15 protein-coding genes are annotated in these 13,966 nt (G+C 67.7%); 7 read left to right on the top strand and 8 right to left on the bottom strand.

Annotated elements, in window-relative coordinates; translation table 11 throughout:
• The first annotated feature begins 207 nt into the window (after nt 1-207).
• Both HIR79_RS17630 and trxB read left to right on the top strand, forming a co-directional pair.
• Nucleotides 208-420, top strand: coding sequence for a CPXCG motif-containing cysteine-rich protein (locus HIR79_RS17630; protein ID WP_169959343.1), 213 nt, complete (start codon nt 208-210; stop codon nt 418-420).
• Between the two features lie 120 nt (nt 421-540).
• A complete protein-coding gene (gene trxB / locus HIR79_RS17625; protein WP_119022410.1) occupies nt 541-1,491 on the top strand; it encodes a thioredoxin-disulfide reductase in 951 nt (316 codons plus the stop codon).
• 4 nt (nt 1,492-1,495) lie between these two features.
• Here the strand turns inward: trxB and HIR79_RS17620 are convergent, their stop codons facing one another.
• Entirely contained in the window at nt 1,496-1,741 is a 246-nt protein-coding gene (locus HIR79_RS17620) for a SlyX family protein (RefSeq protein WP_169959342.1), read from the bottom strand.
• A 94-nt stretch (nt 1,742-1,835) separates the two neighbouring features.
• Between HIR79_RS17620 and HIR79_RS18725 the strand changes: the two genes are divergently transcribed.
• Nucleotides 1,836-2,300, top strand: coding sequence for a cold-shock protein (locus HIR79_RS18725; RefSeq protein ID WP_119022408.1), 465 nt, complete (start codon nt 1,836-1,838; stop codon nt 2,298-2,300).
• A 75-nt stretch (nt 2,301-2,375) separates the two neighbouring features.
• Here HIR79_RS18725 and HIR79_RS17610 read toward each other — a convergent pair whose 3' ends face one another.
• From HIR79_RS17610 to map, 7 genes are all read right to left on the bottom strand, one after another.
• On the bottom strand, nt 2,376-2,777 hold the full coding sequence (locus HIR79_RS17610) for a hypothetical protein (protein WP_169959341.1): 402 nt from the start codon (nt 2,775-2,777) through the stop codon (nt 2,376-2,378).
• A 7-nt stretch (nt 2,778-2,784) separates the two neighbouring features.
• Nucleotides 2,785-3,957, bottom strand: coding sequence for a succinyl-diaminopimelate desuccinylase (gene dapE / locus HIR79_RS17605; RefSeq protein ID WP_169959340.1), 1,173 nt, complete (start codon nt 3,955-3,957; stop codon nt 2,785-2,787).
• Nucleotides 3,944-4,969 (bottom strand): 2,3,4,5-tetrahydropyridine-2,6-dicarboxylate N-succinyltransferase, encoded by a 1,026-nt coding sequence (gene dapD, locus HIR79_RS17600; protein ID WP_169959339.1) that lies wholly within the window; start codon nt 4,967-4,969, stop codon nt 3,944-3,946. The genes dapE and dapD overlap by 14 nt, the downstream gene beginning before the upstream one ends.
• 78 nt (nt 4,970-5,047) lie before the next feature.
• Nucleotides 5,048-5,392: an arsenate reductase gene (locus HIR79_RS17595; protein WP_169959338.1), complete on the bottom strand. Its 345-nt coding sequence runs from the start codon at nt 5,390-5,392 to the stop codon at nt 5,048-5,050.
• Nucleotides 5,392-6,609: a succinyldiaminopimelate transaminase gene (dapC, locus tag HIR79_RS17590; RefSeq protein ID WP_169959337.1), complete on the bottom strand. Its 1,218-nt coding sequence runs from the start codon at nt 6,607-6,609 to the stop codon at nt 5,392-5,394. The genes HIR79_RS17595 and dapC overlap by 1 nt, the downstream gene beginning before the upstream one ends.
• Before the next feature lie 330 nt (nt 6,610-6,939).
• Nucleotides 6,940-9,624: a [protein-PII] uridylyltransferase gene (locus HIR79_RS17585; RefSeq protein WP_169959336.1), complete on the bottom strand. Its 2,685-nt coding sequence runs from the start codon at nt 9,622-9,624 to the stop codon at nt 6,940-6,942.
• 4 nt (nt 9,625-9,628) lie between these two features.
• The gene (gene map / locus HIR79_RS17580; RefSeq protein WP_169959335.1) at nt 9,629-10,420 is read right to left on the bottom strand and encodes a type I methionyl aminopeptidase; all 792 of its coding nucleotides are present in this window, start codon (nt 10,418-10,420) and stop codon (nt 9,629-9,631) included.
• A 298-nt stretch (nt 10,421-10,718) separates the two neighbouring features.
• On the opposite strand from map, the gene rpsB reads away from it, so the two are divergent.
• The 4 genes from rpsB to frr all read left to right on the top strand — a co-directional run bounded on the left by rpsB (nt 10,719) and on the right by frr (nt 13,945).
• Nucleotides 10,719-11,465, top strand: coding sequence for a 30S ribosomal protein S2 (rpsB, locus tag HIR79_RS17575; protein ID WP_169959334.1), 747 nt, complete (start codon nt 10,719-10,721; stop codon nt 11,463-11,465).
• 176 nt (nt 11,466-11,641) lie between these two features.
• Nucleotides 11,642-12,511: a translation elongation factor Ts gene (tsf, locus tag HIR79_RS17570; RefSeq protein ID WP_110068935.1), complete on the top strand. Its 870-nt coding sequence runs from the start codon at nt 11,642-11,644 to the stop codon at nt 12,509-12,511.
• A gap of 110 nt (nt 12,512-12,621) precedes the next feature.
• Complete coding sequence (gene pyrH, locus HIR79_RS17565; protein WP_169959333.1) at nt 12,622-13,383, top strand: UMP kinase; 762 nt, start codon at nt 12,622-12,624, stop codon at nt 13,381-13,383.
• 4 nt (nt 13,384-13,387) lie between these two features.
• Nucleotides 13,388-13,945, top strand: a complete 558-nt coding sequence (gene frr, locus HIR79_RS17560) for a ribosome recycling factor (protein ID WP_110068933.1) — start codon at nt 13,388-13,390, stop codon at nt 13,943-13,945.
• Nucleotides 13,946-13,966 lie beyond the last annotated feature (21 nt).

The raw sequence follows: 13,966 nt of genomic DNA, 5'->3' as shown, positions 1-13,966 counted from the left end.
CGTGGGGCTGACCCGTCACGGCCGTGGCGCCTGCATAACGCATCTAGAAGACATGGTCATCATAGGCGCAAGATTCAAGCGCTGCCCGGGCCGGCCGGAAAAGCCGCCTTGAAAACTGGCCGCCCCGGGGGCATCTTGGCCTGATCCGTGCCGTATCCAGGCTGGCACGGCCCCATGACGGCTGGGTGACCGGCACCGGGAGGCACCATGAACGAGGAATCCCTGGCATCGCGGCGGGTGCACTGCCCCTACTGCGATGCGCCCTTCGACCTGCTGGTGGATGCCTCCCAGGGCAGCCACGTCACCTGGGAGGACTGCCACGTCTGCTGCGCGCCGATCCAGGTGCGCATCGAGGTGGACGAATTCGACGCCGAGCCGGACTTCAGCCTGACATTGGGGCGCGACGACGAGGTCCTGTAGGCAGCGAAAGGCGCACCGGAACAGCCTTGAGCGATGTGGCACGCCCAACCGCGCCCAGATCCCGGCACGACTGCTACAATGGCGCCACTTTACACACGATATTGCCACGAGGTTTCTTCCATGAGCGATGTGCGCCATGAACGCCTGATCATCCTGGGCTCGGGCCCGGCGGGCTACACCGCCGCGGTCTATGCGGCCCGCGCCAACCTTAAGCCGGTGCTGATCACCGGCATCCAGGCGGGCGGCCAGCTGACCACCACCACCGACGTGGACAACTGGCCGGGCGACGATGCCGGCGTGCAGGGCCCGGAGCTGATGGAGCGCATGAAGCGCCACGCCGAACGCTTCGACACCGAGGTGCTCTTCGACCATATCCACGAGGTGGAGCTGCGCGAGCGACCCTTCACCCTGAAGGGCGACAGCGGCACCTACACCTGTGACGCCCTGATCATCGCCACCGGTGCCAGCGCCCGCTACCTGGGGCTCCCCTCGGAGCAGCAGTTCATGGGGCAGGGGGTCTCGGCCTGCGCCACCTGCGATGGCTTCTTCTACCGCAACCAGGAGGTGGTGGTGGTGGGCGGCGGCAATACCGCCGTGGAGGAGGCGCTCTATCTGGCCAACATCGCCTCGAAGGTGACCCTGGTGCATCGCCGCGACAGCCTGCGCGCCGAGAAGATCCTTCAGGACAAGCTGTTCCAGAAGGCGGAGGAGGGCAAGGTGGTGCTGGAGTGGAACCACACCCTCGACGAGGTGCTGGGCGACAACAGCGGCGTGACCGGGGTGCGCATCCGCTCCACCGAGAGCGGCGAGACGAAGGAGATCGCCGCGCCCGGCGTCTTCATCGCCATCGGCCACAGCCCCAACACCGGCATCTTCGAGGGCCAGCTCGAGATGAACGGCGGCTACATCAGGGTGCAGTCCGGCCTCGAGGGCAACGCCACCGCCACCAGCGTGCCGGGCGTGTTCGCCGCCGGCGACGTCATGGACCACGTTTACCGCCAGGCCATCACCTCCGCCGGCAGCGGCTGCATGGCGGCCCTGGACGCCGAGCGCTACCTGGACGAGTTATAAACCCTCAATAGTGCGGCGGCACCTCGTCCAGAGGGCCGGGGGCCGTCGCATCTCCCTCCTGCAGCGCCCGCTGCTGCTCGCGCAGCTTCTCCTGCATCAGGTCGTTGATGCGCTCCAGCCGGGTAAGCCGCCGCTCCTGTGTGGCGACGGCCTCGTCCAGTGTGTCGAGCCAGTGTTCCTGGTGGGCGATCCGGCTCTCCAGCGTCTCGAGGCGCTGTGCCAGGTCAAGGGACGCCCGATCGGCGCTCATGCTAGAATCGTCCCGCTGCGTGTCATCGTTCACCGTGGCACCTGCCTGTGGTTGTCTATTACGTTCATCACCAACAAGAGAGTCACTCGAGTCCATGAATCGAAAGGTCATGTTTCGTTGCAGCCTGGTCAGCCTGCTGCTGGCCGCCCCCGCGCCCCTGCTGATTGCCCTGTTCGTGCACCTCGCCGGCGGCGAACTCGCCGAGGCGCTGTTCGCCAGCCTCGAGATCGGCGGCATCGCCGTGGTCTACGTGGCCGCGGCGCTGGCGGTCTTTCTGCTGCTGCTGGTCGCCACCCTGGCGGTCAACGTGCTCACCCCGCAGCTGGTCAATCTGGCCGAGGTCGAGAACGACGATCGCGAGATCGGCGAGGTGAAGTGGTTCAACGTCAACAAGGGTTACGGCTTCATCACCCGCGACAGCGGCGAGGATGTCTTCGTCCACTTCCGTGCCATCCGCGGACGCGGTCATCGCACCCTGGCCGAGGGCCAGAAGGTCCGCTACCACATCATCGAGAATGAGAGGGGCCTGCAGGCCGACGACGTTACCGTCATTACCTGAAGAACGCCCGCTCCAGACAGCGCCCCGCCATCGTGCGGGGCGCTGTCGTTGTGAGGGCAGCCGGTGCGGAAGGGCTCAGTGCCCCGAGTCGGGCCAGTCGATCTCGGCCTCGCTGCCGTCGGGCAGCACCTTCAGGAAGCGGTCCGGGTCGTCGCCGGGGTGCCAGCCGCCCAGCGAGCAGCGCACCTCGCAGCCCACCTGCGCCGCGGCGTCGCGTGCGCAGGCCGCATCGCTCTCCCAGGGGGTGTGGGGGCTGTCGAACCACAGGCTGGCAAAGCCGTCGGCGGCCTTCTCCACCAGCAGCACCGGGACTTCCTCGCCGTCGTGCTGGCCGCGGGTGCGCCACTTGCCCTTGCCGGCAGGCGAGAGAGGCTCGGCGCCGATGGCGGCGATGAGCCACTCGCCGATGGCCTCCACCGAGGGCCGGGCCAGGTAGATCTCGATATCGGGATAGCGCGCTTGGCTGTCGGATGTCATGTCGGCCTCAGGGTCGGGCGCTGCCGTTGATGAACAGACGCTTCAGGATCGCTTCAAAGACCCGGCTCAGCTCGTCCAGGTCGGCGGCGCGGATGCGCTCATTGACCTGGTGGATGGTCGCGTTGAGCGGACCCAGTTCCACCACCTGGCTGCCCAGGGTGGCGATGAAGCGGCCGTCCGAGGTGCCGCCGCTGGTCGAGAGCTCCGGGCGATGCCCCATCACCTCCTCCACGCCGAGCACGGCCGCCTCGACCAGCTCACCCTCGGCGGTGAGGAAGGGCTCGCCGTTCAGGGTCCAGTCGAGCTGGTAGTCGAGGCCGTGGGCGTCGAGGATCGCCGCGGTGCGGTGGCGCAGCTGCTCGTGGGTCAGTTCGGTGGAGAAGCGGAAGTTGAAGACCACCTCCACCTCGCCGGGGATGACGTTGGTGGCACCGGTGCCGGAGCGGATATTGGAGATCTGGAAGCTGGTGGCCGGGAAGAAGCCGTTGCCGCTGTCCCAGTGCTCCCGGGTCAGGGCGTCCAGGGCCGGCATCGCCTGGTGGATGGGGTTGCGTGCCAGGTGCGGGTAGGCCACATGGCCCTGCACCCCCTTGATATGCAGCACGCCGCCCAGCGACCCGCGCCGGCCGTTCTTGATCACGTCGCCCAGCCGGGCGGTGGAGGAGGGCTCGCCGACGATGCAGTAGTCGAGCCGCTCGTGGCGCTCGCGCAGGTGCTCCACCACCGCACGGGTGCCGTCCACCGCGGGCCCCTCCTCGTCGGAGGTGATCAGAAAACCGATCTGGCCGTGATGCTCCGGATGGGCCGCCACGAAGCGCTCCACGGCGGTGACCATGGCAGCGAGGCTGCCCTTCATGTCGGCGGCGCCGCGGCCGCGCAGCATGCCGTCGTCGTCGATGCAGGGCTCGAAGGGCGGATAGTCCCAGCGGGTGTGGGGGCCGCTGGGTACCACGTCGGTGTGGCCGGCGAAGGCCAGCAGCGGGCCGTGGTGGCCGCGGGTGGCCCAGAAGTTCTCCACGTCGCCGAAGGGCAGCCGCTCGATGCGGAAGCCGAGCGCCGCGAGGCGCTCGATCATCAGTGCCTGGCAGCCCAGGTCATCCGGCGTCACCGAGGGGCGCCGGATCAGCTCGAAGGCGAGCTGCAGGGTGGGCGAGAGGCCGGCCGGATCAGTTATGGGCATGCAGTGCCTCGTTGAGCGCGATGGCGCTCTTGTTGGTCAGGCACTCGATGCGGCCGTTCTGGGAGTTGCGACGCAGCAGCAGGTCATCCTGGCCGGCCAGCTCGCGGGCGGCCACGGTCCGAACCTCCTGGCCCTGGTCGTCGAGCAGGGTGACCTTGGCGCCGGCGGTGAGGTAGAGGCCCGCCTCCACGGTGCAGCGGTCGCCCAGGGGGATGCCGATGCCGGCATTGGCGCCGATCAGGCAGCCCTCGCCCACCTTGATGACGATGTTGCCGCCGCCGGAGAGGGTGCCCATGGTGGAGCAGCCGCCGCCGAGGTCCGAGCCCTTGCCGACCATCACGCCGGCGGAGATGCGGCCTTCGATCATGCCGGGGCCTTCGGTGCCGGCGTTGAAGTTGACGAAGCCCTCGTGCATCACGGTGGTGCCCTCGCCCAGGTAGGCGCCCAGGCGCACCCGGGCGGTGTCGGCGATGCGCACGCCGCCCGGCACCACGTAGTCGGTCATCTTCGGGAACTTGTCGACGCAGTCCACCGAGAGGGTGCGACCGGCCAGGCGCGCCTTGAGGCGGCGGGCGGGCAGCTCCTCGATGTCGATGGGGCCTTCGCTGGTCCAGGCCACGTTGCGCAGCAGGCCGAACATGCCGGTGAGGTCGAGGCCATGGGGCTTGACCAGGCGATGGGAGAGCAGGTGCAGCTTGAGGTAGACCTCCGGGGCCGACTCGGGGGCGCCGTCCTTCTCCAGGAACATGGCCACCAGCGGGCGGGTGCTGGCGGCAAGCGATTCGGCCAGCTCCGCCTGGTCGGCGTGGCCGGCCTCGCGCAGGGCGGCGGCCAGGTCGGCGCACTGCTCGGGCAGGAAGCTCACCGCGGCGTTGCCGGCGGGGGCGTCGAGCACCTTGGTGGCGGCCGCCACCAGGCTGGCGTCGGGGTTGAGCAGGGGGGCCGGGTAGTAGACTTCCAGCCAGTCGCCCTGAGTGTTCTGGGTGCCGATACCGAGTGCAAAGCTGAGCATGTCTGTGTCCTTGTGGAGGTGGCGTGTGTTGTGGGGGCAGGCCGCCAGCGTCTTGGCGGCCTGCCGTAATCGGGTGACCTAGCCCTGCAGGTCGTCGTAGTCGCCGTCGCGGTAGCCGACGAGGATCTCGTCGCCGGTGTCGAGCAGCGGGCGCTTGAGCAGGGTGGGGTTGGCGAGCAGCAGCTCGCGGGCGCTGTTGGCGTCCACCCCCTGCTTCTGCTCGTCCGGGAGATTGCGCCAGGTGGTGCTGCGCTTGTTGAGAGCCTCGACCACCGGCACCTTCTCGAGCAGGTGTTCGAGCAGGGCCGCGGAGAGGCCATCCTCGCGCAGGTCGTGGAACTGGTAGGGGATGCCGGAGCCGTCCATCGCCTTGCGGGCGCGGCGGCAGGTATCGCAGTTCTTGATGCCGTACAGGGTGAACATCAGCCTCTCCTCTCGATGAATCGGCGAATCCGCCGGGCCGCCTCGACCGTGGCGTCGACCTCGGCCACCAGCGCCAGACGGACCCTGCCGCTGCCGGGGTTGGTGCCTGGACGACCCATCCCGTCGTCGGTAGCGGGACGACCCATATAGCTACCGGGCAGCACGCTGACGTGCTCCTCGGCGTAGAGCGCCCGGGTGAAGGCCTCGTCGTCGCCGCCGGGCACCGCCGGCCACAGGTAGAAGCTCGCCTCCGGGGCGGGGAACCCCATCACCGGGGCGAGGATCTCGGTCACCGCGGCGAACTTCTCGCGGTAGGCGTCGCGGTTGGCGCGCACGTGGGCCTCGTCGTTCCAGGCGGTGATCGAGGCGCGCTGCACCGGCAGGGCCATGGCGCAGCCGTGGTAGGTCCGGTAGCGCTTGAAGGGAGCGATCAGCTCGGCGTCGCCGGCCACAAAGCCGGAGCGCAGCCCCGGCAGGTTGGAGCGCTTGGAGAGCGAGTGGAACACCAGGCAGCGCCGGTAGTCGTGGCGGCCGAGCGCCGCGCAGGCCTCCAGCAGCCCCGGCGGCGGGGCGGTCTCGTCCAGGTACAGCTCCGAGTAGCACTCGTCCGAGGCGATGATAAAGTCATGCTCGTCGGCCAGCGCGATCAGCTTCTGGAACTCGGCCAGCGGCGTCACCGCCCCGGTGGGGTTGCCCGGCGAGCAGAGAAAGAGGATCTGCACCTCGCGCCAGATCTTGGCGGGCACGGCATCGAAGTCGGGGCGAAAGCCGCTCTCGGCGGTGCAGTCGAGGTAGAGCGGCTCGCCGCCGGCGAGCAGGGTGGCCCCCTCGTAGATCTGGTAGAAGGGGTTGGGCATCGCCACCCGGGCCGGGCGGGTGCGGTCGAGTGCGGCCTGGACGAAGGCGAAGATCGCCTCCCGGGTGCCGTTGACCGGCAGCACCTGGCGCTCGGGGTCGAGCCCCGCGAGCCCGAAGCGCCGCGTGGCCCAGCCGCCGATCGCCTCGCGCAGCTCGGGCAGTCCCGCGGTGGCCGGGTAGCGGGCGAACTCGGCCTGGTGCTCGACCAGGGTGGCCAGCGCCGCGGGGTAGGGGGCGTGCTGGGGTTCGCCGATGGTCAGCGGCACGTGGGCCAGCCCCTCGGGGGGCGTCACGCCGGCCTTGAGGGCGGCGAGCTTCTCGAAGGGGTAGGGCTTGAGGGCGTCGAGATCGGGGTTCATGGGTATCCAGGCGCGCCTCGCCGGCCGTGGCCTCGGGCGTCGTTATGTGAGTCGTTATCGAGCGACGTGGTCGGAAGGGGCTCGATTATAGGGAAGGCCGGGGAAGGCCTCAAACGCGAAGCCATGACCGGGGGCTGATGCAAATGGCAGCATCGCTCAAGGCTGTTCCGGCGACAGGTCTATGAGGGGGCGCTGTGAATACGTCCCTGTACGCTACCGACGCCATCCCTGGCGTAGGACCCCCTCTACGACCTGTCCCCGGCGCCTCTCGCTATCAGGTAGTGCGAATGACCTGTCCCCGGCGCTCCTCGCTACTCTGCCGTCTCGGGCCTAGCCGGAGACATCCAGCACCTCCACCAGCCGCTCGCGCAGGCGCGCCTGGCGCTCCGGGTCGGTGAGGGGCCGGCCGGCCTTGTCGGTGATGAAGAAGACGTCCTCCACCTTCTCGCCCAGGGTGGCGATCTTGGCCGCGGAGAGGGCGATGTCCTGCTCCATGAAGATGCGCCCCACCCGGGCCAGCAGGCCGGGGCGGTCCGGGGCGATCAGCTCCAGCAGGGTGCGCTCGTTGGCGGGGTCCTGCTCGATGATCACCTCGGTGGGCACCCGGAAGTGGCGCAGCTGGCGCGGGGTGTGGCGGGTGACGATCTCGGGGTAGTCGTCCGGGTCGTCGAGCTCCTCCACCAGGTGGGCCTGGATCTCCTCGATGCGCGCCGGGTCGCGGATCGCCTGGCCCTGGTCGTCCAGCACGATGAAGGTGTTGAGCGTCCAGTCGCTGCTGGAGGTGGCGATGCGGGCGTCGTGGATCGATAGGCCGAGCTGGTCGAGGGCGGCGGCGGTGGCGGCGAACAGGTCGTCCACCGAGCGGGTGTGGATGAACACCTTGGTGCCGCCCTCGGCCATGTCCTCGGCCGGGGCGCTGATCAGGATCAGCGGCAGCGAGCTGCCGCCGTGGGCGAGGATGCCCTGGGTCTGCCAGGCGATCTCGCTGGGGGCGTACTGCAGGAAGTACTCCTCGCCCAGCGACTCCCACAGGCGCTGTACGCTTGCCATGTCGGCCCCCACCGCGGCGAGCAGCGAGAGCGCCTCGTCGCGGGTCTCGTTGACCCAGTCATTGCGCTCCAGGGGGTTCTCGAGCCCGCGGCGCAGGGCGCGCTTGGTCTCGGCGTGGAGCTGGCGCAGCAGCGAGGCGCGCCAGCCGTTCCACAGCGTCGGGTTGGTGGCGTTGATGTCGGCCACGGTGAGCACATAGAGGTAGTCGAGGCGGGTCTCGTCGCCTACCAGGCGGGCGAAATCGGCGATCACGTCGGGGTCGGTGGTGTCACGCTTCTGGGCCACCATCGACATCGTCAGGTGGTGCTCCACCAGCCAGCTCACCAGGCGGGTGTCGCGGGTCGAGAGGCCGTGGCGCTCGGCGAAGACCTCGACGTCCCGGGCACCGAGGAGCGAGTGGTCGCCGCCGCGCCCCTTGCCGATGTCGTGGTAGAGCCCGGCGATCCACAGCAGCTCCAGCTTGGGCAGCTGATGGACGACGTTGGCGGCCACCGGGAAGGTCTCGCGGGCCTCGGGCTTGCGGAAGCCGTGGATGAACTTCAGCAGGCGCAGGGTGTGGGCGTCCACGGTATAGATGTGGAAGAGGTCGTGCTGCATCAGGCCCACGGCGCGGCCGAACTCCGGCAGGTACTTGCCGAGCACCCCGTAGCGGTTCATGCGCCTGAGCTGGCGCGCCACGTTGCCGCCGGAGCGCAGCAGCGCCATGAACAGGCTCTGGTGGCGCACGTCGTCGCGGTAGAGGTCGTCGATCAGGTGGCGGTGGTCGCGGATCAGGCGGATGGTGTCGGCGCGCACCCCCTCGATCTCGGGGTGCTCGGCCATCAGCAGGAAGAGCTCCAGCAGCGCCGCGGGCCGGTCGCGAAAGACGGTGCGCGAGCGCGCCTGGATGTAGCCGCCGCGGATCTCGAAGCGGTCGTTGAGCGGGGTGGTCTCGAGCTCCTCGCCGGCGTGCAGGATCGCCTCGTCGAAGTGCTGCAGCAGCATGTCGTTGAGGCCGGCCAGGGCCGTCACGTGGCGGTAGTAGCGCTTCATGAACTGCTCGACGGCCAGCCGCTCCGGGGTGTCGCGGAAGCCGAACAGCTCGGCGATGGTGCGCTGGTGGTCGAACTGCAGGCGGTCCTCGGCGCGGCCGGTGAGCATGTGCAGGGCGTAGCGGACCTGCCACAGGAAGGCCTGGCCCTGGCTGAGGATGCGCAGTTCGGCGTCGTTCATGAACCCGTTGGCGACCAGGTCCTCGTAGCGCTGGCTGCCGAAGTGGCGCTTGGCCACCCAGCCGATCATCTGGATGTCGCGCAGGCCCCCGGGGGAGCTCTTGAGGTTGGGCTCCAGGTGGTACTCGGAGTTGTTGAAGCGATGGTGGCGGCTGATCTGCTCCTGCCACTTGGCCTCGAAGAAACGGTCGGCGGGCCATAGCCGGTCGGGGGCGAGGCGCGCCTTCATCGCCTCGCGCAGCCGCTCGGGGCCGGCGATGGTGCGGCTCTCCAGCAGGTTGGTGATCACCGTGACGTCGGCCTTTGCCTCGCGCTCGCAGTCGGAGAGCGAGCGCACGCTGTGGCCGATCTCCAGGCCGATGTCCCACAGGAAGGTGACGAAGGCGGTGAGCGTCTCCCGGTAGGGCGCGTCGTCGTCCTTCTCGAGCAGCAGCAGCAGGTCGACGTCGGAGTGGGGGTGCAGCTCGCCGCGGCCGTAGCCGCCCACGGCGAGCAGCGCGAGCCCCTCGCCCGCGGGCCACTCATGCTGCTCCCAGGCTACCGCCAGCAGCCGGTCGAGGCACCAGGCGCGACCGTGGATCAGGTCGCGGATGTCGGCGCCGTTCCGGAAGCGCCCGTCGAGTCGCGCCTGGATCTCGCGCAGCGCCGCCTTGAAGGGGGCGATGGGCGAGCGGCTGCCGGCGAGCTCGGCGCGGAAGGCGTCGCTATCGAACAGGCTCTCGTCGGGGGCGAAGCGGAAGTGGTGGAGCAGCATCGGCTCAGCGCTCCAGGAAGGAGAGGTCTTCGTCGCGGCGTGCGGTGAGCACCTCGACGCCGGTCTCGGTCACCAGCAGGGTGTGCTCCCACTGGGCGGAGAGGCTGCGGTCCTTGGTCACCGCGGTCCAGCCGTCGCGCAGCACCTTGGTGCGGGAGTCGCCGACGTTGATCATCGGCTCGATGGTGAAGCACATGCCGGCTTCGAGGGCGATGTCCGCCTCGGGGGCATAGCCGTCGTAATGCAGCACCTGGGGCTCCTCGTGGAAGCCGGCGCCGATGCCGTGGCCACAGAAGTCGCGCACCACCGAGTAGCCGCTGGCCTCGGCGTGGCTCTGGATGGCGCGGGCCAGCTCGGAGAGGTGCACGCCCGGGCGCACCAGGGCGATGCTGCGGTAGAGGCACTCCTGGGTGACCCGGCACAGCCGTTCGCCCTGGATGGTCTCGCCGATCACGAACATCACGCTGGAGTCGCCGTGGTAGCCGTCGGCGGTCCTGACGGTGACATCCAGGTTCATGATGTCGCCCTTCTTCAGGGCCTTGCCGTCGTCGGGAATGCCGTGGCACACCACGTGGTTGATGGAGGTACAGACCGACTTGGGGAAGCCGTGGTAATCGAGCGGGGCCGGGGTGGAGCCGAGCACGTCGACGATATAGTCGTGGCAGCGGCGGTCGATCTCGCCGGTGGTGATGCCGGCCGCGACGAAGGGGGTGATCATCTCCAGCACGCTGGCGGCCTGACGGCCCGCCTCGCGCATCTTCTCGATCTCGTCGGGCGTCTTGATGGGTACGTTCATGGAATCTCGAGGGTGGGGGGTGGGGTCGCCCGGGCGACTTCAACTTGCGGATGATCCATGGTATAAAGCTGCGCGCCTTCCTGCAATCGCCCGTCCTTTCCCGTCCGCGCACGTCGAGGTGTCGCCGTGAAGGGTATGCGCGGTGTGGTGGCAGGGTGGGTGTATATCAATGTAACGCCTTGAAAACACACATGCACCGGCACATGGTCCCGGGTGCTGTCGCGGCTCCTCCAGAGGGCTTCGGCGGTCGGATCCATGGGGTGCGTGGAGGCCTAACCCGATTTTCCAGGAGTCATCCATGGCACACGTCAATATGCGTGACCTGCTCAAGGCAGGCGCTCACTTCGGTCACCAGACCAAGTACTGGAACCCGAAGATGAGCAAGTTCATCTTTGGTGCCCGCAACAAGATCCACATCATTAACCTCGAGCATACCCTGCCGGCCCTGAACGAGGCCATCGATGTGGTCGAGAAGATGGCCGCGTCCAACAACAAGGTCATGTTCGTCGGTACCAAGCGCAGCGCCAGCAAGATCATCAAGGAAGAGGCCAAGCGCGCCGGTCAGCCCTATGTCAACCACCGCTGGCTGGGCGGCATGCTGACCAACTACAAGACCATCCGTCAGTCCATCAAGCGTCTGCGCGACCTCGAGACCATGCGCGAGGACGGCACCTTCGAGAAGCTGACCAAGAAGGAAGTCCTGATGGCGACCCGCGAGCAGGACAAGCTCGAGCGTTCCATCGGCGGTATCAAGGAGATGGGTGGCCTGCCCGACGCCCTGTTCGTGATCGACGTAGACCACGAGCGCATCGCCATCAACGAGGCGAACAAGCTCGGCATCCCGGTCATCGGCGTGGTGGATACCAACTCCGATCCGGACGGCGTCGACTACGTGATCCCCGGCAACGATGACTCTATCCGCGCCATCCAGATCTACGTCAAGGCCATCGCCGACGCCTGCACCCGTGCGAAGGAAGGTCGTCCCGACGAGTTCGTCGAGGTCACCGACGAGGTGGTCCAGGAAAGCGACAGCGCCGCCGAGTGATCGCGGCTAGTCTGTTCGGTGGCCGTCGCCACGGTGGTTGATGCCTCGGTGGTCGATGCCACGGCAGCCGGACAGACGAGAAGGGGGCCGCGGCCCCCTTTTTTCTCAGCATTCGCCGGATCCGTCACAGCGACGGGTCCGCTCTCCGTTGACACACAGATTCAGAGGTGAACCCCATGGCAGCTATCAGCGCCTCCCAGGTCAAGGAACTGCGCGAGCGTACCGGACTCGGCATGATGGAGTGCAAGAAGGCCCTCACCGAGGCCGGCGGTGACATCGAGGTCGCCATCGAGAACCTGCGCAAGAGCTCCGGCCTCAAGGCCGCAAAGAAGGCCAGCCGCACCGCCGCCGAGGGCACCGTGGTGACCCGCGTGGCCGAGGATGGCAGCTACGGCGTGATGGTCGAGATCAACTCCGAGACCGACTTCGTCGCCCGTGACGACAACTTCAAGGCCTTCGCCGACAAGGTCGCCGACGCCTTCTTCGCCGCCAAGAACGAAGACGTGGCCGCCGTGATGGCCGGCGATCTGGAAGCCGCTCGCGAGCAGCTGGTCCAGAAGATCGGCGAGAACATCGGCGTGCGTCGCTGCGTCGTGGTCGACGCCCTCGAGGGTGGCCTGGTGGGCGAATACGTCCACGGCGGCCGCATCGGCGTGCTGACCGTGCTCAAGGGCGGCAACGCCGAAGTGGCCAAGGACATCGCGATGCACGTCGCCGCCATCAACCCGGCCGTCGCGCGCCCCGAGGACATGCCCCAGGAGCAGCTGGACAAGGAGAAGGACATCATCCTCGCCCAGCCCGACATGGCCGGCAAGCCCGCCGAGATCGCCGAGAAGATGGTCCAGGGCCGCCTGAAGAAGTACCTGGCCGAGAACAGCCTGACCGAGCAGCCCTTCGTCAAGAACCCGGACCAGAGCGTTGCCCAGTTCGCCAAGGCGGCCGGCGGCGAGGTCCTCGGTTTCACCCGCTTCGAAGTGGGCGAGGGCATCGAGAAGGAAGAGGTCGACTTCGCCAAGGAAGTGATGGAACAGGCCAAGCGCAGCTGAGGTCAGAGGTTCCTGCAGGATGATGGCGTGCGCGCGAGCGCACGCCATCGCGTATCCGGCCGGTGCACCGGCCGCCCCCATGCCAATGCTGATGCCCCAGGAGAGATGCCATGTCCCCATCCGATCACGTCGAGACCTCACCCAAGGCCCGCACCGACAAGTCGAAGTACAAGCGAATCCTGCTCAAGCTCTCCGGCGAGGCGCTGATGGGCGAGCACGATTTCGGCATCGACCCCAAGGTGCTGGACCGCATGGCCCTCGAGATCGGCCAGCTGGTGGGGATCGGGGTGCAGGTCGGCATCGTGATCGGCGGCGGCAACCTGTTCCGCGGTGCCGCCCTGAACGAGGCCGGCATGGATCGGGTGACCGGTGACCATATGGGCATGCTGGCCACGGTGATGAACGCCCTGGCCATGCGCGACGCCCTGGAGCGTTCCAATATCCGCTCCCGGGTGATGTCCGCGATCCCCATGAGCGGCGTGGTGGAGCACTATGACCGCCGTACCGCCATCCGCTATCTCACCTCCGGGGATGTGGTACTGTTCTCCGCCGGTACCGGCAATCCCTTCTTTACCACCGATTCCGCGGCCTGCCTGCGCGGGATCGAGATCGACGCCGACGTGGTGGTCAAGGCCACCAAGGTGGACGGAGTCTACGACAAGGACCCGGTCAAGCACGCTGATGCGATCAAGTACGACCAGCTCAGCTATGACGATGCCCTGGACCAGAAGCTCGGCATCATGGATTTGACCGCTATCTGCCTGGTGCGTGACCATGACATGCCGGTCCGCGTCTTCAACATGAACAAGCCGGGCGCCCTGCTCAACCTGGTGGTGGGCGGCGAGGAAGGCACGCTGATAGACAGAGGTTGACACCGTGATCAATGACATCAAGAAAGATGCAGAATCCCGCATGAAGAAGAGCGTGGAAGCGCTGCATGGCAACCTGAACAAGATCCGTACCGGGCGCGCCCACTCCAGCATCCTGGACGCGGTGACCGTGGAGTATTACGGCAGCCAGGTGCCGCTCAACCAGGTGGCCAACATCAACATCGAGGACGCCCGTACCCTCTCGGTGGTGCCCTGGGAGCAGAGCATGGTGCCCAAGGTCGAGAAGGCCATCATGGCCGCCGATCTCGGCCTGAATCCCTCGACCGCCGGCAACAACATCCGCGTGCCGATGCCGATGCTCACCGAGGAGACCCGCAAGGGCTACATCAAGCAGGCGCGCTCCGAGGCCGAGCACGCCCGGGTGGCGGTGCGCAACGTGCGCCGCGATGCCAACGGTGACTTCAAGTCCCTGCTCAAGGAGAAGGAGATCACCGAGGACGAGCAGCGCCAGGCCGAGGACGCGATCCAGAAGCTGACCGACAAGTACATCGCCGAGATCGACAAGACGCTGGAGCTGAAGGAACACGATCTGATGCAGATCTGAGCAAGTCCGGGGCCGCCAGGA

Source organism: Halomonas sp. PGE1, from assembly GCF_013000985.1.
Taxonomy (GTDB): Bacteria; Pseudomonadota; Gammaproteobacteria; order Pseudomonadales; family Halomonadaceae; genus Halomonas; species Halomonas alkalicola.
This window is presented reverse-complemented; position numbering and strand designations above follow the sequence as displayed.